General features: G+C 51.7%; 12 protein-coding genes. 9 read left to right on the top strand and 3 right to left on the bottom strand.

Going from position 1 to position 19,061, the window contains the following annotated elements:
* The first annotated feature begins 216 nt into the window (after nucleotides 1–216).
* Nucleotides 217–3,264, top strand: a complete 3,048-nt coding sequence (locus tag ACJJIS_RS21125; protein WP_475709004.1) for a S8 family serine peptidase — start codon at nucleotides 217–219, stop codon at nucleotides 3,262–3,264.
* Between the two features lie 278 nt (nucleotides 3,265–3,542).
* On the opposite strand, the gene ACJJIS_RS21120 is transcribed toward ACJJIS_RS21125, so the two are convergent.
* Complete coding sequence (locus ACJJIS_RS21120; RefSeq protein WP_475709003.1) at nucleotides 3,543–3,986, bottom strand: SRPBCC family protein; 444 nt, start codon at nucleotides 3,984–3,986, stop codon at nucleotides 3,543–3,545.
* Nucleotides 3,987–4,452: 466 nt separating this feature from the next.
* Here ACJJIS_RS21120 and ACJJIS_RS21115 point away from each other — a divergent pair, with 466 nt between their 5' ends.
* On the top strand, nucleotides 4,453–5,652 hold the full coding sequence (locus ACJJIS_RS21115; protein WP_475709002.1) for an alginate export family protein: 1,200 nt from the start codon (nucleotides 4,453–4,455) through the stop codon (nucleotides 5,650–5,652).
* A gap of 121 nt (nucleotides 5,653–5,773) precedes the next feature.
* On the opposite strand, the gene ACJJIS_RS21110 is transcribed toward ACJJIS_RS21115, so the two are convergent.
* Both ACJJIS_RS21110 and ACJJIS_RS21105 read right to left on the bottom strand, forming a co-directional pair.
* Nucleotides 5,774–6,451, bottom strand: a complete 678-nt coding sequence (locus ACJJIS_RS21110; RefSeq protein WP_445355292.1) for a CHRD domain-containing protein — start codon at nucleotides 6,449–6,451, stop codon at nucleotides 5,774–5,776.
* Between the two features lie 481 nt (nucleotides 6,452–6,932).
* A complete protein-coding gene (locus ACJJIS_RS21105; RefSeq protein ID WP_475709001.1) occupies nucleotides 6,933–8,783 on the bottom strand; it encodes a histidine kinase in 1,851 nt (616 codons plus the stop codon).
* Nucleotides 8,784–9,079: 296 nt separating this feature from the next.
* Here ACJJIS_RS21105 and ACJJIS_RS21100 point away from each other — a divergent pair, with 296 nt between their 5' ends.
* From ACJJIS_RS21100 to ACJJIS_RS21070, 7 genes are all read left to right on the top strand, one after another.
* Complete coding sequence (locus ACJJIS_RS21100) at nucleotides 9,080–12,874, top strand: nitrate reductase subunit alpha (RefSeq protein ID WP_475709000.1); 3,795 nt, start codon at nucleotides 9,080–9,082, stop codon at nucleotides 12,872–12,874.
* A 2-nt stretch (nucleotides 12,875–12,876) separates the two neighbouring features.
* On the top strand, nucleotides 12,877–14,424 hold the full coding sequence (gene narH / locus ACJJIS_RS21095) for a nitrate reductase subunit beta (RefSeq protein WP_444918740.1): 1,548 nt from the start codon (nucleotides 12,877–12,879) through the stop codon (nucleotides 14,422–14,424).
* Between the two features lie 19 nt (nucleotides 14,425–14,443).
* The gene (gene narJ, locus ACJJIS_RS21090) at nucleotides 14,444–15,166 is read left to right on the top strand and encodes a nitrate reductase molybdenum cofactor assembly chaperone (RefSeq protein ID WP_475708999.1); all 723 of its coding nucleotides are present in this window, start codon (nucleotides 14,444–14,446) and stop codon (nucleotides 15,164–15,166) included.
* A gap of 4 nt (nucleotides 15,167–15,170) precedes the next feature.
* Entirely contained in the window at nucleotides 15,171–15,860 is a 690-nt protein-coding gene (narI, locus tag ACJJIS_RS21085) for a respiratory nitrate reductase subunit gamma (RefSeq protein ID WP_282930422.1), read from the top strand.
* Between the two features lie 54 nt (nucleotides 15,861–15,914).
* Nucleotides 15,915–16,739 (top strand): peptidylprolyl isomerase, encoded by an 825-nt coding sequence (locus tag ACJJIS_RS21080; RefSeq protein ID WP_475708998.1) that lies wholly within the window; start codon nucleotides 15,915–15,917, stop codon nucleotides 16,737–16,739.
* A 1-nt stretch (nucleotide 16,740) separates the two neighbouring features.
* Complete coding sequence (can, locus tag ACJJIS_RS21075) at nucleotides 16,741–17,388, top strand: carbonate dehydratase (RefSeq protein WP_475708997.1); 648 nt, start codon at nucleotides 16,741–16,743, stop codon at nucleotides 17,386–17,388.
* Nucleotides 17,389–18,523: 1,135 nt separating this feature from the next.
* Nucleotides 18,524–18,988, top strand: a complete 465-nt coding sequence (locus ACJJIS_RS21070) for a PraA/PraB family alkane oxidation protein activator (RefSeq protein WP_475708996.1) — start codon at nucleotides 18,524–18,526, stop codon at nucleotides 18,986–18,988.
* Nucleotides 18,989–19,061 lie beyond the last annotated feature (73 nt).

Here is a 19,061-nt window from a genome sequence, read left to right as displayed (position 1 = left end):
TAAAAATATATTTAGGTTATTATAGGCCCCCTTCATAGAAGTTTTTGCTTACTCATATTGCAAGGAACATAAAGGAGATTTCCGCAAGTGTTAGTGGTGCTTCTGTACTGACTTTGGCATCAATACTCAGACTTGTGAATATCTTTTTAAATTTATCTTTCTGTGACATTTTTTCTTGATGAACTTTTTACAAACTTATAAAAGGACTTTATAGGAATGAGTACTAATTTCCTAAAGCTAGCAGTTCCACTGCTAGCCCTGATAACAACCGCATGTGGCGGAAGTGGTGGTGACGGAGGGTCATCAACACCTGAAGAGAATCAGGCACCAGTAGCCAGTTTTACTTTATCTCCTGAGTCTGGGCTCTCGCCGGCAGTTGTGACATTTGATGCGTCTGCGTCCAGTGATAGTGATGGCAGTATCAAGAGCTACGGCTGGGATTTTGGTGATGGTAGTAGCGCGAGCGGGAAGTATGTCGAGCATACTTTTCATGCGGACGACACCGTCGATCAGGAGTACACGATTAAGCTGACCGTAACTGATAATGATGGAGCCACAGATACAGCTGAGATAACGTTTACAGCACTAAAAAATTCACAACCGGTTGCAAAGTTTTCGTACAGTCAACCAAATGCAAAATCTCGTTCAATTAAGTTTGACGCATCAGAAAGTACAGATGAGGAAAGTAGCGAATTACTCTACACCTGGGATTTTGGTGATGGTAATACCGGTGAGGGTATACAGCCCGAGCATGAATACCAAGAAAATGGAGAATATGAAGTTCATCTTGTGGTGGACGATCAAACGGGGCTGACTAGTGAACAGTCTATTAGCGTAATCGTTAGCAATGGAGAGTTTCTTATCTCGGGCCAGCTGTCGCTTTTGCAGGGTGTATTTGTTGATAGCGACACCAATGATTCAAACACCGAGCACACGCCTAATAATTACATGAAAGATGCACAGGCGATTTCAAGTATTAGCGAAGTGTCTGGTTTTGTAAGCCGATTAGACAGAAGCTCAGAGGAAAATCGATACGATTTTTATCTCGCTACCCTAAAACAAAATCAGGAAGTATTCCTCCACATGCAGGAATGGAATGGCGGCAGTGCAGATATTGACCTGTCTCTCATCGATGAATCTGGAAGTTTGGTAGATGGTTCATATGGTATTGAAGATGAGGAGTCTGTGCTGGTACCTGAAGACGGTACTTACTATGTAGTTGCATATGCTTACGGGGGTGCCTCAGCATACCGAATGCGATTGTCTTCAGTTCCGACGGTTGCTGGCGCAAGAAAAGGAATCCGGGCTAGTGACAATATTGTGGCCAATCAGCTAGTAGCTCGTCTTAAGCCCAGTGTTAAGGCTACGGGTATTCAAGCACTGGACTTAATGGGTGCGATTAAGGGAGGTTCCGGAGCGCATCGACCAATGCTATTAGATGCTAATCAGGCTGCAATCGGGTTTGGTAAGGCTAAGGCAACTGGCACTGTTACAGATTTAAGCCGCATTGGAATAAAAGTTCCTAGTGAAGTGCAGATCAAGTTGGAGACCATTGATGCACTCAAGGGCCTTCATGCCAGCGGTCAGTTTGAGTATGTGGAATTAAACCGTATTCGCCAAAATCAGTCAGTTGATGACCCACTTTACCCCAGGATGTGGCACTACTCGCAAATTGCTGTATCAGATGCATGGACAACTTCCACGGGTGAAGGGGCAATTGTCGCGGTATTGGATACGGGTATTTTATCCGGGCACCCGGATATGCAGGGCCAACTGGTTGCTGGTTACGATATGATCAGTGACAGTGATATGGCGGTGGATGGGGATGGTATTGATCCTAATCCAGAAGATCCGGGAGATGATCCAGGTGGCACTTCTGACTCCTGGCATGGGACCCATGTTGCAGGGACTATTGCAGCGGCGACAAATAACGGAGTTGGTATCGCTGGGGTTGCCTATAACGCAAAAATTATGCCTGTGCGTGTACTCGGTTCCGGTGGCGGGAGCGATTATGATATCGCTCAAGGAATATATTTTGCGGCTGGCCTTACCAATGATTCCGGTACAGTCCCTGATCGCAAAGCAGATGTTATCAATATGAGTCTCGGTGGGTGGGGCTATTCCCAGACTATGCAGGATGCGGTAAGTGCAGCTCGTGAGGCGGGCGTCATAGTGGTTGCGGCTGCCGGTAATTCTACAGATGATGCTACTAATTACTCACCAGCAGGCCTAGACGGGGTTGTGACGGTAGCTGCGACTCGAGAGGGAGGCGAATCTGCCTGGTACTCCAATTATGGGTCCGTTGTTGATTTGACTGCCCCGGGGGGGGAGACAGGAGGGTTCAATGCCGACGGTGGTGTGATTAGCACGGTCGGGCAAGAAACCGAAGTTGGGGAAATAGAATTTACCTATACGGGGATGCAGGGCACTTCCATGGCCGCACCTCACGTGGCTGGTGTTATTGCTCTTATGAAAGAGGAGTGGGAGTCAATGACCCCCGACGACTTTGATGGGCTAGTCACAGACTTCAAGGTTTCATACGGCGAGACACCGGATGCCTTTTACGGATATGGTGAAATTGATGCGGAGCTCGCTGTGGCTTCGGCCAGAGCCCAGGCCACTGGCTCGGCTATGGCTGGTCGCCTTTATGTCGAGAATGGCCACCAGCGAGAGTTGTGGACCCAGACCGAGCTGGATATTGAGCTGCTCTCCGATACATCGGGAGTTTCGGTGGCTGAAGTTAACGTGTCGGACTCTTGGTTAAGTGCTACTTACCTGGATGAGGAATCAAGCGGACTTGGTAGTTATCGAGTTGCTGTAGACACCGATGCCATGCAAGCCGGACGCTATACCGGCACCGTGAGTTTTACAGCATCTACAGATACCCGATTTGATCTGTGGGTGTCGGTGCAGGTTATCAGTGAGGATGTTGCTTCAAATTCTTATGCTGGTGCCATATATGTGGAGTTTGTAGATATTGCAACTGGCGAAGCTGTTGGTCGGGTGATGGCAACTTATGATCCTGAGCTGGGAAGTTATAGTTACACCTCACCATCATTGGATGCGACCTCGGAATCAGGCTTTGGTGTGATGGCTGGTACTGATGTCGATAATGATGGTGTTATCTGCGAGATAGATGAACTCTGCCAGCGTTTAGAAGGTGAGGATGGCTGGGATCCGGTGAGTGCAGGACCATCTCATATGGACGTGAAAAACGTAGATATGGAGTTGGGTGTGCTGTCGGAGGCCCTTGAAGAGTTATAAACTCAAGTACACTTGATTAAGTTTGGCAATCCCTATCCCTGATGGGGATTGCTACAAGTTTAAGCACCTATCTACTTTTATTTTTAAAAATAATGCATAGCATGGATTTTGAAATACCGTTTAAGTAGTCAAATCCGTGTAAAATTCCATAGTTTTTACAGTTGTCAAAATCAATAACTGACTATTGGATTTCGTAGTTATTTATCTCTTCTTTTGTTACGGTCAGGTTAGCTCAGGTATTAATACGTAAACGGCGTCACGAACTCAGCCCAGTAGCATCAATAACTATTTGGCCTGCCATCACCACTTTCCAGGAAGTCTCTCAAGCTGCCGAGTAGATAGTGGTCCCAACCACTCTTACACATATCCCAGCATTTAATGTCAGGGGATAGGCCAATATGAGTGAATATGATTTCGGTTCCATTGTTGGCACTGCTAAATTCAAAACGTAGTGTAGTTCCTTCCCACTCTTTAGGATCATCAACAAATTCTGAGATCATAAAAGACTGTATACATTCGAGCTCTATCAGCTGCATAGGTATTAATCTTTTGGCGCGAAATATCCAATATGACTTCCCTTTAAAACCAGTTTTGGCGACATCGTCAACGGCCAAGAAAGGAGCACTTGTGGGAGTCCACCACTTGGGCATTTGTTTAGTTACTGCCAGATAAGCTCTTTCTTGTGTAACTGGGCTAAAGAAAGATACGGTGTAGTCAGACATAACTCTCTCCCACTTAGGTTTTTCTTTGGATAGATTTAGATTATTAGTTTTAGCGTTGAAAACTATTCTTGCAAGTGTTTAAGCTGAAATTATTTGATTTATTGAGATGGCCTCATGGTATCCCTCTTTTGTTCCACTCATAGTGACCGTTGTCCATAATAATTTTTGAATGCCTATATTAGTTAAATTTGTTCAAAATGCTCCATTAAGCTGATTTTGCCTATTTTATTGAACTATGGGAAATCTTATTTCAAGTGGTTGATGTTTCTCAATTAAATTAAATTTTAAAAAGCTTCATATTTTTAGAAGAAGGCAATTTCACTGATTTATATCAATAGCTAAGTTGCTACTTGAGCTGCATAATGCCCTCGCACCTGGGATGGCTGCTGAATATTGGAATTATTTTATGGAATAAATCTTATTTCAGCGGTTGCCTTCTACTTAATCTTTTGCAAAGGAACGGCGAATGAAACAACAGAAATTGTCCACCGTAATCGCGGCCATCATCCTTGGGAGTTCCAGCTACCAGACTATCGCAGCAGAGAATGAAAGCGCCACACTCACTGATGCACTGACTTCAGGAGAGGTGGGAGTGAATCTTCGTTACCGGGTAGAAAACGTTGACCAGGACAATATGGATGATGTTGCTATCGCCTCGACCCTGAGAACCCGGCTGAACTGGACCAGTGGCAACTACCGTGGTTTTGATGCGTTTTTTGAAGTGGATGACATTAGTGAAATTGGCAACGACAATTACAATTCCACAGTGAATGGCAATACCGAGCACCCCGTGGTTGCCGATCCCCAGGGCACAGAGGTTAATCAAGCTTACTTAAAGTACAGTGGTTTTAATTCCATGGTGATTGCTGGTCGACAGCGAATTAACCTGGATGATCAGCGCTTTATCGGTGGCGTGGGCTGGCGCCAGAATGAACAGACGTATGACGGCCTGCGTTACCAATTTGGCGGGGAAGGGGAGTTAAAACTGGATTACAGCTATATCTACAACGTAAACCGTATTTTTGGTGAAGACAGTGACTTATCGGACCTGGATGGTGATATTCAACTATTTCATGCCAGCTATCCACTGGTAGAAGCGCATAAGTTAACTGCCTTCTTCTACAACCTGGATCTGGATAACGCTGAGAGATTCTCATCCCGTACTTTCGGTGCCGCTTACCGGGGAGATTTTGGCCTGTTTGAAACTCAGCTGAGTTATGCCCGCCAGGAGGATATCGGCAATAATCCCAGTAATTTTGCAGCCGATTATTATCTTGCTGAAGTTGCCGCACCATTGGGGCCGGTAAAAGGCAAGTTGGGTTATGAAGTTCTGGGTTCTGACGACGGTGTGGGTTTTAGCACACCACTGGCGACACTACACAAATTCCAAGGCTACACAGATAAGTTCATTGAAACTCCAGCAGATGGTGTTGAAGATTTATATATCGGTGCCAGCCTGGCGCTTGCCGGGGGAGATTTGGGAATTACTTACCACAGTTTTGAGGCCAATGAAGGTTCAGCAGATTACGGGACTGAGTGGAATATCAGTTACGGTCACGAGTTTAATGAATATTTCTCAGCGTTGGTAAAGTATGCCGCTTACGATGCAGATGAATACAGTGAGGATACCGATAAGCTCTGGTTGATGCTTACAGCAAAATTCTGATTTTTGTTAATTAACAATTTTTAGGTAGATATAAAAAAGCTGGGCTTGTACATAACGAAGCCCAGCTTTTCTTGTCTCAGCAGTAAACTCTGGCTTATAGATGCGCCAGTAAATTTGCAATCTACTTATCCATTGTTAGCAGGCCGGAAACCTCACCTTTGGGGTCCAGCTGGGTATGCAAGTTAACAAAGACCTTCCCATCCATTAGCGCCTTGCGATAGGGCTCCTCCACCATCCACTTGCCCATGATATATCCACTGGTGCCTTCAGCACATTTTTTTGCCAGGCCGTGCTTGCCCTTGTCAGTTTTAGTCTCTGGCCAGTCGGGAATCATACCCGGGTGATTGGGCATTCCGCAGATAGTTTGAATAATTGGGCCACTGGGTTTACCCGGCTTGCAAATAGGGGGCTCTTTGCCATCGCCTGCACATTGCATATGGAAGTGCGACATTGCCACCCCGCCCTTTGATAGATCGCTGTAGCCCACCATAAAGTGCAGCATATGTGACTGTTTGTCGTAGGCGCCAATAAAGAATCCATCGGCATCTTTAGGGGTTTGTGGATTCACCTTCTTGCCGAGCATATTCTCATTAGCAGTGGTTAAGTCAGATTTAAAGATGGTGAACATCTTGTCATTGCCCGCTTTGGACCAGGCTTTCTCACCACCAGCCCCATGCTTGGCAGCTGATGGATCTTTCTCTTTTTTGTTATGGCTATCGGAAACAGTGAATGCAGAATAGGCCAGCAGAAATACTGCCAGCATTAAGAAAGTGGCTCTGGGCAATGAACTCAGCTTCATAAACCTCTCCTCTCTATTAAATCGATATAGTCATTGCTTGATGGAATGGTTGGATGCCAGGCCATCGAGGAAGCTGATATTCACCAATGTAATCGGTGTGAATCACGGGATAGGCTAGCGATAAGTACTTGTAGCATATGGGCTAGCAATTGGCCCTTGGGGGTCAATTTAAGAGTCAGTATTTTTGACGATAGCTACTTGGGTGTCGGAGGGGCTTCAGGGTGGAAGAGCGCTTGGATAGGTAATAAGGTCGTTGAAGATAGTTACTACTTGGGTGGAAGGAAAGAATACACCGCACTCGAGACACGCAGTGAATACATCCCTGTAAGCTCCTAATCGGCATCCATGCCTCATAGGGTCCCGAGTGCGGTGTATTTTCTCCTTCTCCCTTTTTAGTAATAAAGATACTGGCGGATTTCGAATGATAGGGGCGGCAATTATGTGCTCGCCCCAAGTGACCTTTCATAAAGGTAGAGAGTTATCACCCCACGTCTTTCCACACCAATTCCCGCTCGCGGGCGTAGAGGGGAATAAAGTTGAAACGCACTTCGGTGCCCCCTTCGTCGCGGCGGCGGATATTCAGATTGCCATTTAGGTTGCTGGCGCGCTCTTGCATGATCGACATACCGAAGTGATTGCGTTTCTCCGGCGCGTTGCTGATACCGATGCCGTTGTCGAGGATGCGTACATTGAGGGAGTGGTTGTCGGCCTGGGTCAGGCTGATCTGCACCATATCGCCCTGGGAGTGGTACACAGCGTTTTGCGAGGCCTCGCGCACCAGTTGTAACAGGTGAATTTCCTCGTGGGGAGTTAGGGGCACCTCGTCCAGATGGTAATCCAGCAGCACATTAATTTGCGGGTGCTGCTCGCGGTAAGCGAGGATAGATTGCTCCAGGATACTGCGCAGGCCGCCGGGACCTATTTGCAGTCGGAAGGTGGTGAGCAGTTCGCGCAGCTGGCGGTAAGAGGAATCCAGACCCTCTTTCAGCTCGGTAATAATCTCTTCTACTTTGGACTTGTCCACCTGCTCACTGCGATTGGCGCGGTTGAGTCGGGTAACCTGAATTTTCAGATAGGACAGGGATTGGGCCAGGGAATCGTGTAGCTCCCGGGCGATGATCGCGCGCTCGTCCAGTAGGGCAACACGGCGCTCCTGTGCCTCCCGCTCATTAATGGCGATGGCCGCAGTGACACTGTCGGCAAAGGTAGCCAGGCGCTGCTGCTGTTCTTCATCAAGGCTTTCACCTCGGGGCAGGGTGCAGGTGAGTACGCCGTAATTGCGTTTGTCCACTTCCAGCGGGAATCGGTACACGCGCTGTTGGTCTTCATCAGAGGGACCGCAGGTGTTTACGCAGATATGGCATTCACTTCCTGTGCACTGAGTGTTGCCTAGCCCCTGTACCAGATGCTCGTAGGGGGCCTCGCCCTCCGGGGTCATCAGACACAGATCCAGGTTGTCCAGGCTGGCGACATTGGCAAACTCCCCCAGCCACTGGCCCAATTCCGCTCCCGAGAGCGGACCCTCGCTGATCCGCCGAGCCAGACGATACTGGAAGTCCAGGGCTTTATGGCTCTTCTGTAACTGAGAGGTTTTCAACTCCACGCGGTGGGCAAGATCCCGGTGGGTCGCGTGAATTTCATCGCTCATATAGTTGATGGTGCGTGCCAATACTCCCAGCTCGTCCTCGCTGTTAATCTCCAGACGGTTTTGGTTGAAGTCTCCCTGGGCGATGCTCAGGGAGCGATTGGTCAGCTGCTTGAGAGGCTGCTCCACAGAGCGGTGCAGTATGCACAGGGAGAGATACACCAGGGTCACAATGGCAAACAGTGAGCCCACCTGCACCAAACGCAGCAGGCTTATTTTTTCCTCGGCGATGGTCTGATAATCGAACACCAGTGTATCCACATCACCGATAAAGGGCTCTAGGCGGTTGGCTAACTGCAAGGAGTCCATGGAGGTGCGCCCGGCGGCAATGGACTCCAGCATTGGGCGGATTTCTCCCTCCCAGCTTTCGATTACCTTGCGGTAATTGCGCGCTGCGGGCAGGCTATCGCTGGCAGTGAAGTCGGAGATGCTGAGTACCCGGGTCAGGCGTGCGGTCACCTCGTCTGCCAACTCAGCTGTGGCTTCGACATCCCCAGAGGGTGCAGTGGCCGCAAGTCGGTAGCTCATAGCCCGCAATGAGCCGGCCAGGTTAACGGCGGCGGCATCGTTTTCGGCGGCATCGGAGATAATATAGGACGCCACCATAGAGCTCAGTGCTACCAGCACAGTGAGCAGCATCAGGGTGCCGATGCGGTAGACGATGGACTGTCGAATTCGGTTCAGCATATCGGATTCACTTCGCCCTGGGGCGGTTGTGGATGGCTGATCTCTATTGTGCCGTCCATTGGCGCACAAAGTTGTGGGTACCACTAAAGATCGCCAGTTTTGCACATAATTTAACCTGGCGCCTGTTTTTTACACAGAGGCCCTGTTATTGCTGGGATAGGGCTCCACCATAGCGGCCCCCTGGCGTCGTTTCCCTACCTATTCGGGGGTAGTTCGTCGCTTTTCTACCCCTTTTTGGTCAGGTGATCCCGCCGGCCCTCCCTTTTATATTCCCGGTAAACCGATGCTTTAACCGCATGCCGATGCCCTGGGAGTACCGCATGAGCCATTTCCTGGACCGACTGAAATATCTGAAGAAACAAAAAGAGCCCTTTTCCGGAGGACACGGGGAAAAGACGAATGACGACCGCAGCTGGGAAGATGGCTACCGTCGTCGCTGGCAGTTCGACAAGATTGTGCGCTCCACCCACGGGGTGAACTGTACCGGCTCTTGCAGCTGGAAGATCTACGTCAAAGACGGCCTGGTCACATGGGAAACCCAGCAGACCGACTACCCGCGCACCCGCCCGGACCTGCCCAACCACGAGCCTCGTGGCTGCCCCCGTGGTGCCAGCTACTCCTGGTATATGTACTCGGCTAACCGCCTCAAGTACCCGAAAATCCGCAAACGTCTGGTAAAACTCTGGCGCGAAGCCAAGTTGAGACACAGTGATCCGGTGGAGGCCTGGGCCAGTATTGTCGAAGACCCGGCCAAGGCGCAGTCCTACAAAGAGCGTCGCGGTATGGGCGGCTTTGTGCGGATCAAGTGGGATGAAGTTAACGAGCTGATTGCCGCTTCCAACGTCTACACCACCAAGAAATACGGTCCCGACCGGGTGACCGGCTTCTCGCCGATTCCCGCCATGTCCATGGTTTCCTACGCCGCTGGTGCTCGTTATCTGTCTCTGATCGGCGGCAACTGCCTGAGTTTCTACGACTGGTATTGTGACCTGCCGCCCGCCTCACCGCAGGTCTGGGGTGAGCAAACCGACGTGCCGGAGTCCGCCGACTGGTACAACTCCAACTACCTGATCGTATGGGGCTCCAATGTGCCTCAAACCCGTACCCCGGATGCGCATTTCCTCAGTGAAGTGCGTTACAAGGGCGCCAAAACCTGTGTGGTCACCCCTGATTACTCAGAGTGCTCCAAGTTTGGCGACACCTGGCTGGCACCGCGCCAGGGTACCGATGCGGCCCTGGCGATGGCCTTTGGCCATGTGATCCTGAAAGAATTCCACGTCGACAAGCCCAGCGCCTACTTCACCGAGTATGTGCGCACCACCACCGATATGCCGATGTTGGTGACCCTGGAAGAGCGCGACGGCAAGCTGGTACAGGGCCGATTCCTGCGCGCCTCTGACCTGGCGGACAACCTCGGCCAGGATAACAACCCGGAATGGAAAACCATCGGTGTTAATCACGATGGCCAGCTGGTTTCCCCTCAGGGCTCCATGGGTTATCGCTGGGGAGAGCCCTCAGCGAAAGAAGGCCGTGGCAAGTGGAATATTGAGCAGCGCGATGGTCGCAGTGGCGAAGAGTTGGAGCTGAAGCTCAGCCTCAAAGACTGCGCCGATGAAATCGCACAGGTCGCCTTCCCCTATTTCGGTGGCCAGACCCACGAGCACAATTACTTCCAGCACACTGATCACGATGAAGTGATCGACTACAAGGTGCCGGTGAAGCTTGTTCAAAACAAAGACGGTGAGATTCTCAAAGTAGCCAGTGTCTACGACCTGACCCTGGCTAACTACGGTGTCGAGCATGGCCTCGACGACCCCAACTGTGCTCAGAGCTACGACGAAGACAAGCCCTACACCCCCGCCTGGCAGGAAAAGGTGACCGGTTGTCGTCGTGAGAATGTCATCCAGGTAGCCCGTGAGTTTGCCAACACCGCCGACAAGACCCGTGGACGCTCCATGGTAATTCTGGGTGCTGGTCTCAACCACTGGTACCACATGGATATGAACTACCGCGGGATCATCAATATGCTGATGATGTGCGGTTGTATCGGCCAGAGCGGCGGTGGTTGGGCCCACTATGTGGGGCAGGAAAAACTGCGCCCGCAAACCGGCTGGACCCCGCTTACCTTTGCCCTCGACTGGCAGCGTCCACCGCGTCATATGAACGGCACCTCCTTCTTCTATAACCACGCCAGCCAATGGCGCTATGAGAAGCTGGAGATGGATGAAGTGGTGTCGCCGCTGGCCGACAAGAGCAAGTGGCAGGCGTCCATTATCGACTACAACAGCCGCGCCGAGCGTATGGGCTGGCTGCCCTCTGCGCCGCAGTTGGGTATGAACCCGCTGCAACTGACTAAAGATGCCGCCGCCGCCGGTATGTCTGCCAAAGACTACACGGTGCAGCAGCTCAAGCGCGGTGCGCTCAAATTCGCCAACCAGGACCCGGATAACCCGCAGAACTTCCCGCGCAATATGTTTATCTGGCGCTCCAACCTGCTCGGCTCCTCTGGTAAGGGCCACGAGTACATGCTGCGCCACCTGCTTGGTACCAAGCACGGTTTGATGGGCAAAGACCTGGGTGAAGAGGGAGGCAAAAAACCAGAAGACGTGGCCTGGCACGATACGCCCAGTGAAGGCAAGTTGGACCTGTTGGTGACACTGGACTTCCGTATGTCCACCACCTGTCTCTACTCCGACATAGTGCTGCCGACGGCCACCTGGTATGAGAAGGACGACCTCAACACCTCAGACATGCACCCCTTCATCCACCCGCTCACCAAGGCGGTGGACCCGGCCTGGGAAGCGCGAAGTGACTGGGAAATTTTCAAAGGCATAGCGAAGGAATTCTCCAACCTGACCGATGGCCACCTGGGGGTGGAGAAGGATCTGGTGACTCTGCCGATCCACCACGATACCCCCGGAGAAATCGCCCAGCCGTTCGGTGTACAGGCTTGGTGGAAAGGCGAGTGCGACCTGATCCCCGGCGTAACCGCGCCGAGCATGATCGAGGTGGAACGCAACTACCCCGAGACCTACAACCGCTTTACCTCAATCGGCCCGCTGCTGGAGAAACTCGGCAACGGCGGTAAGGGCATCAACTGGAATACCGATGATGAGGTGGACTTCCTCAAGAAGCTCAACCGAACCTGGTCTGAGGATTCAAGCCGCGATGGCCGCGCCCGTATCGACAGTGCGGTAGATGCTGCGGAGATGATCCTGTCACTGGCCCCTGAAACCAACGGCCAGGTAGCCGTGAAGGCCTGGGAAGCCCTCGGTGAGATTACCGGTCGCGATCACACCCATTTGGCCAAGCCCAAGGAAGACGAAAAAATTCGCTTCGCCGATATCGTGGCGCAGCCTCGCAAGATTATCTCCTCGCCCACCTGGTCTGGCCTGGAAGATGAGCATGTGAGCTACAACGCCGGCTACACCAATGTGCACGAGTTAATCCCCTGGCGCACCATCACCGGCCGCCAGCAGTTCTACCAGGATCACGAGTGGATGCGTGATTTCGGCGAGAACATGTGTGTGTACAAGCCGCCCATCAACCTGAAAACCGTGCAACCGGTGTTGAACCAGAAGCCCAACGGTAACAAGGAGATCCTGCTGAACTGGATCACCCCGCACCAAAAGTGGGGCATCCACAGTACCTACTCCGACAACCTGTTGATGCTCACCCTGTCTCGCGGTGGACCCATCGTTTGGATGAGTGAGTACGACGCCAAGTTGGCGGGTATTGAGGACAACGACTGGATCGAAATCTTCAACGTCAACGGCGCCATTGCTGCCCGCGCAGTGGTATCTCAACGAGTGCCCGACGGTATGGCGATGATGTATCACGCCCAGGAGCGCATCGTGAATACACCGGGAGCGGAAACTACCGGCACCCGGGGCGGTATCCACAACTCCGTAACCCGCGCGGTGATGAAACCCACCCATATGATCGGTGGCTACGCCCAGCAGTCCTACGGCTTCAACTACTACGGCACTGTGGGCTGTAACCGGGATGAATTTGTGGTGGTCAGGAAAATGAACAAGGTCGATTGGCTGGATGGCGAAGACGTCAAAGAGCCGGCGCGAGAGGAGGTGTAGCAATGAAAGTTAGAGCCCAGATAGGCATGGTGCTGAACCTCGATAAATGTATCGGCTGTCACACCTGCTCGGTGACCTGTAAAAATGTGTGGACCTCCCGCGAGGGGGTTGAATACGCCTGGTTCAATAACGTCGAAACCAAACCCGGTGTTGGCTACCCCAAAGAGTGGGAGAACCAGGACAAATGGAACGGCGGCTGGACCCGCAAGAAGAACGGTAAATTGCAGCCGAAGATCGGTGGCAAGCACCGCGTACTAGCCAACCTGTTCGGCAACCCGGATATGCCGGAGATCGACGACTACTACGAGCCGTTCGACTTCGACTACCAGAACCTGCACAAGGCACCGGAGCAGAAGCACCAGCCGGTAGCCCGCCCGCGCTCGCTGATCACTGGCGAGCGTATGGAAAAGATCGAATGGGGCCCCAACTGGGAAGAGATTCTCGGCACCGAATTCGAGAAGCGTAAAAAGGACAAAAACTTCGAGCAGGTGCAGGCCGACATTTACGGTGAATTTGAAAACACCTTCATGATGTACCTGCCGCGCCTGTGCGAACACTGCCTCAACCCGGCCTGTGTTTCTGCGTGCCCCAGCGGTGCCATCTACAAGCGCGAAGAGGACGGCATTGTTCTGATCGATCAGGACAAATGTCGCGGCTGGCGCATGTGCGTATCCGCCTGCCCCTACAAGAAGATCTACTACAACTGGAAAACCGGTAAATCTGAGAAGTGTATCTTCTGTTACCCACGTATCGAGGCGGGTCAGCCAACCATCTGCTCCGAGACCTGTGTGGGCCGTATCCGCTACCTGGGCGTACTGCTCTATGACGCAGACCGCATCGAGGAAGCCGCTTCTGTAGAAGACGAAAAAGCGCTCTACCAGGCCCAGTGCGATATCTTCCTCGACCCCAGCGATCCCAAGGTCCAGGAAGCTGCCCGCGCTGAAGGTATCCCCGAAGCCTGGCTCGAAGCTGCGCAGAAATCTCCGGTGTACAAGATGGCTATCGACTGGCAGATCGCCCTGCCGCTGCACCCGGAATACCGCACCTTGCCCATGGTTTGGTACGTGCCACCCCTGTCTCCGATCCAGAACGCAGTACAGGCCGGCCAAGTGGAAACCGTTACCGTGGGTCGCGGCGCCGAGATCCCCGATCTCTCCACCCTGCGTATCCCGCTGCAATACCTGGCCAACTTGCTCACCGCCGGCGACGAGAAGCCAGTGGCCCGTGCCCTGGAACGCATGATTGTGATGCGCGCCTATATGCGCGGCATCCATGTGGACGGCATTCAGGAGCGCGAATTGCTGGAAGAGGCTGGCCTGACCGTAGCCCAAGTAGAAGAGATGTATCGCTACATGGCACTGGCCAATTACGAGGATCGCTTCGTGGTGCCCTCAAGCCATAAGGCCTACGCCGAAAACGCCTACGACATGAAGTCCTCTTGTGGTTTCAGCTTCGGCAACGGCTGTAGCACCGGCAACGACAGCACCAATATTTTCGGTGGCAAGCAACAAGCGGTGCGCGAAGTAATACCCGCCAAAGTAGTCGACTAAGGTCGAGCGGAGAATACCGATGAAAGTACTAAACCTGATCGCCCGCCTGCTGGATTACCCGTCCGATGAGCTGGTGGCGCACCTGGATGAGCTGACCAGCTGGTTGGCTGAATCCGAGGATCTGGATGTTCCGTTGCGCGACAAGCTGCTGGCATTTATCTCCCATTACGAGCGTATGGATGCGCTCGATTGGCAGAGCGAATACGACGGTCTGTTTGAGCGCGGCCGCGCTGTATCCCTGCATATCTTCGAGCACATCCACGGCGAATCCCGTGATCGTGGCCAAGCCATGGTAGACCTGACCGCGCGCTATCGCAGCGCCGGCCTTGAGCTGAATGAGCGCGAACTGCCGGATTACTTGCCCACCTACTTAGAGTTCTGTGCCACCCAGGGGGAAGCTGCCTACGGCTGGGTTCACGATATTACCCATGTGATTGCCCTGTTGAGCGCGCGCTTGTCCAAGCGTGAGAGTCCCTATCACCTGCTGATGGATGCGCTCTTGCAGATGGCAGGGGTATATGTCGATCTGACAGCACTCAAGGAAGAAGTCGCCAACGAAGAACGTGACGATACCCCCGAGGCGCTGGACAAGATCTGGGAGGAAGAGGCCGTTAGCTTTAGCGGCGCCAACAATTGCGACCAGTCAATAACGCGGCCCAGCAATGCGCAGCTGCGCGACGGCCAGCCCCTTAACTGGGCCAACGCCGCGCAGAATTCTGCCCAGCCCGCACCACAGGAGTAACAAGATGAACTATCTGAATACGCTGCTCTTTGCCATCTACCCCTTTGTCGCCCTCACGGTGTTCCTGGTGGGTAGCCTGATCCGCTACGACCGGGATCAGTACACCTGGCGTACCGGCTCCAGTCAGTTGTTGGAGCGCAAGCAATTACGCATCGGCAGTTACCTGTTCCATATCGGGGTGATCGCCATTCTCGCGGGCCACTTTGTCGGCCTACTCACACCCAAGGCAGTGTGGCACTTCCTTGGCATTGAAGCTTCCACCAAGCAGATGATGGCAATGGGGATCGGTGGTTTCTTCGGGGTGATCTGCTTTATCGGTCTCACCATTCTGGTTAAGCGCCGCCTCACCAACAAGCGCGTACGCGCCACCACTTCCAAAATGGACTTGGCCATACTGCTGATGCTCTACGCGCAATTGATCCTCGGCCTGATCAGTATTGTGGTATCTGCTGGCCATATGGACGGTGCTGAAATGCTCAAACTGATGGCTTGGGCTCAGTCCATTGTCACGCTAGATGGTGCCGGTGCAGCTGCTGCAATCAGCGGAGTGAACATCATTTACAAGCTGCATATTTTCCTCGGCATGACACTGTTCCTGCTGTTCCCCTTCAGCCGGCTGGTACACGTATGGAGTGTTCCGGTGCAGTACTTCCGCCGCAATTACCAGGTAGTCCGCGCCAAAGCCGCGCGCTAATCCCTGCAACTATTAAATGGCCCGCCATGAGCGGGCCCAGTGTGGAGTTGAGTCATGAATACATTACTGGCCACTGATGCTGCCGGCGGTGAATTTGAGATGGCCGAGGTAGTGGCCGTCAACGGAACTGAAATCCCCGCCGACCTGATCTACCAAGAGATGCAGTACCAGCCTGCCGATTCTCCGCGTCAGGCGATCTACTGCGCCGCACGCGCTCTGGTTATAGGCTGGCTGCTGCGAGATCGAGCTGCAGGGCAGGGCCTCTGCGCTGCCGACGAAGACTTGCACAGTGAGGCTTTCGATCGCGCAGTCTCAGATCTATTAAAAGGCGAGCTACAGGTGAACCCGGCAACCGACGCCGAGTGCCGCGCTTACTTCGAAGCCCACCCGTATAAGTTCCGCTCCGATCCCCTTGCAGAAGTACGCCATATCCTGATCCCGGCCGCACCGGATGACTCCGAGGCCTGCGCCAAGGCACGCACCGCAGCCGAGAATATGCTGGAACAGATTCGCGCCGACTCCAATCCGCTGCAATCTTTCGCTCGTTTGGCCCAATCTCACTCAGCCTGCTCCTCCTCCGAAGCCGGTGGCAGCCTCGGCCAAGTGGGGCGCGGTGATACCGTCGCCTCCTTCGAGCGCGCAGTGTTCGAGCAGGGCACCGGATTGGTAGCGGAACCCGTGGAGACCCCCTACGGTGTGCACCTGATTTATGTGGAGCAATGCGAACCGGGCCGCCCACTGGAATACGAATATGTCTCGGAGCGAATCGAGGAATACCTGACCGAAAAACGCCGCCGCCGGATGACCAGTGACTACCTGCAAAAAATGGTGAAAGCCGCGCAAATATCCGGCCTGGACTTATCGGGGGAGGCCCACTGAGGTGGCAGAGATTCGCCAACTGTTCGCGCGTAATCGCGCTTGGGCGGAAGATAGGACGGCACAGGACCCGGAGTTTTTCCAACGCCTGAGCCGCCTGCAAGTACCCAAGTATTTATGGATCGGCTGCTCCGATTCCCGCGTGCCCGCCAACGAGATTGTGGGCATGGCACCGGGGGAGCTGTTCGTTCACCGCAATATCGCCAACGTGGTGGTACACACAGACTTTAATTGCCTCTCGGTGCTGCAATACGCCGTAGAAGTACTCAAGGTGGAACACGTGGTGGTGTGTGGCCATTACGGTTGTGGCGGCGTACAGGCCGCCATGGGCCACAGCGAATGTGGCCTGGTGGATAACTGGTTGCGCCATATCAAGGATGTCTACGCCCGCCACCAGCAAGAGCTGGAATCACTCGATAAAGAATCCCGCTCAGCGCGCCTTTGTGAATTGAATGTAATGGCACAGGTACAAAATCTGGCCATGACCAAGATAGTCCAACACGCCTGGGACCGAGGCCAACGCCTCAGCCTGCACGGCTGGATCTACGATATTCGCGACGGCCTGATTAGAGATCTGGGAATGCGGATGGACGACCGCGGCCAGGTGCCAGAGATTTATCATGTTTATGGTGAGGTGCAGGAGGAGGGGTGAGTTTATAACTGCTTTACCCCCTTCGAGACCATAAGTATAAATAGCGCAGTTGCGTTTAAATATTTTATAGTAATACTACGTTCGATTCTACTTGGCTTCTGCTAAAGCCGACGGCTATCAGCATCAGGTGGGGCGGAGCGATACCGCCGTCTCTTTCCAAACTGCAAAGAGGGTAACCATAAATACCGTTATCCTCAATCACATGTTCGCCCCATGCTTATCTCTATTTCTTCTAACTCCCAATACTGCACTGAGTGCAAGGCACAGCGATTAAATCCCTAATATGATAAATAAATAGCGGTTTATTACTGATATGGCCCTCAAATACCAGAATTACCCAAGCTGCGAAATAAAGCCAATGCACTCAAGATCGCGGGATACTGGCGTAATAAGAGCTAGAGATAGATTTTGGTGAGGAGATAATCCGTTAGCAAAAATTGAAGGCCAAACCCTAGAACGAGCTGAGTAACTTTTAGAAGTACAAAACCAAATTGATCATTTGAACATCAATTTGGATATGTGAGTTATACGCTAAAATCTCTCTTTCTCCTATTCTGCGCTTGCTGCTCCCCGTAGCACTCTGCTTTTCCTAAAACGCTACTTTCTATGCCACTTTATCGCCTGAAGTCTATCTGATTTTCGAACATCGATAGGAGACAAAATATTTATCTTAAAACCTTCGATTACTGAAAACTCAATATTTGAAAAATATTCAAATTTAGTAACAAGAAATTAAGGATAAGCAGACAAAGATAAAGAGTTTTGCGCCCCCAGATTGTGGCTTACTTATTATAAATAAATATATTCGCGAATAAATGAAAATCATTAAGTAATTTATAAATTCATAAAATTAATAAACATTCCCGATATTTATCCTCATGAAAAAAATATAACTAAAACTGGCATCAAATACCATGTTTATCAAAATTTGTATCCCTCCGAACTGACGAAGAAGAGCGTCTTATAGGAGTGGAGATAAGAGGACTTGGAAGTTGAATATTACTGCAGTTTAAGTGGGCCCAATTTTTTGCTTCTCCAGCGATGATTAATGTAGATGCATTACCCGTAAGGGATGAATACTCAGCGTATTCATGCTTCTACCTATTCTAATTACTAAAAATAGGAAATAATGAACATGAAAAAGATCCTTACCGCGCTCGCCCTGGCAATTGTTAGCACCGGCGCAGCCGCTGACACCTGGTCTCCCCAAGGTACCATTGGCCTGGCCAATGTCGGTGATATAAAAGTATCTAAGGGTATAAACCTTACTTGTGGTCTATCCGGTAGTTCTACAACAAATTCAGCAGGTAACGCCTCTGTGGGCAGCTTGTCACTGAATACTGGTTTCCTTTGTGGAGCAGTTAGCTTTACCAATCTGCCCTATACATTGGTAGGTAATGCAGGGAATACCGTTACCCTAAAAGATGTAACTGTTGCAGCTATTACCGGCAATTGTTTTGGTGATATTACCGGTAGTTTTAACCAATCTACCGGAGAAATTACTTTTAATGCCGCGGTACTCCCAAGCGTTGGTATTGGTAGCGACTGCAAAATAACCGGTACTATCTCCACAAATCCCCAGGCATCTTTCGTGCCATAAGTAACCTTTAAAAGGCCAATATCTAAAGTAGAGTAGTCAGAAAGTACTGGTTGCTCTACTTTTTCCCCGTCTG

Source organism: Microbulbifer maximicatervae (SeqCode) (assembly GCF_056231245.1).
Note: the sequence above shows the minus strand (reverse complement) of the source record. Positions and strands in the feature narration are given on the sequence as shown.

What these genes read in the sequence shown, in the direction of transcription:
- ACJJIS_RS21125 (WP_475709004.1), top strand. Translation starts at nt 217, where the DNA reads ATGAGTACTAATTTCCTAAAGCTAGCAGTTCCACTGCTAGCCCTGATA.
- ACJJIS_RS21120 (WP_475709003.1), bottom strand. Translation starts at nt 3,986, where the DNA reads ATGTCTGACTACACCGTATCTTTCTTTAGCCCAGTTACACAAGAAAGA.
- ACJJIS_RS21115 (WP_475709002.1), top strand. Translation starts at nt 4,453, where the DNA reads ATGAAACAACAGAAATTGTCCACCGTAATCGCGGCCATCATCCTTGGG.
- ACJJIS_RS21110 (WP_445355292.1), bottom strand. Translation starts at nt 6,451, where the DNA reads ATGAAGCTGAGTTCATTGCCCAGAGCCACTTTCTTAATGCTGGCAGTA.
- ACJJIS_RS21105 (WP_475709001.1), bottom strand. Translation starts at nt 8,783, where the DNA reads ATGCTGAACCGAATTCGACAGTCCATCGTCTACCGCATCGGCACCCTG.
- ACJJIS_RS21100 (WP_475709000.1), top strand. Translation starts at nt 9,080, where the DNA reads ATGCCGATGCCCTGGGAGTACCGCATGAGCCATTTCCTGGACCGACTG.
- narH (WP_444918740.1), top strand. Translation starts at nt 12,877, where the DNA reads ATGAAAGTTAGAGCCCAGATAGGCATGGTGCTGAACCTCGATAAATGT.
- narJ (WP_475708999.1), top strand. Translation starts at nt 14,444, where the DNA reads ATGAAAGTACTAAACCTGATCGCCCGCCTGCTGGATTACCCGTCCGAT.
- narI (WP_282930422.1), top strand. Translation starts at nt 15,171, where the DNA reads ATGAACTATCTGAATACGCTGCTCTTTGCCATCTACCCCTTTGTCGCC.
- ACJJIS_RS21080 (WP_475708998.1), top strand. Translation starts at nt 15,915, where the DNA reads ATGAATACATTACTGGCCACTGATGCTGCCGGCGGTGAATTTGAGATG.
- ACJJIS_RS21070 (WP_475708996.1), top strand. Translation starts at nt 18,524, where the DNA reads ATGAAAAAGATCCTTACCGCGCTCGCCCTGGCAATTGTTAGCACCGGC.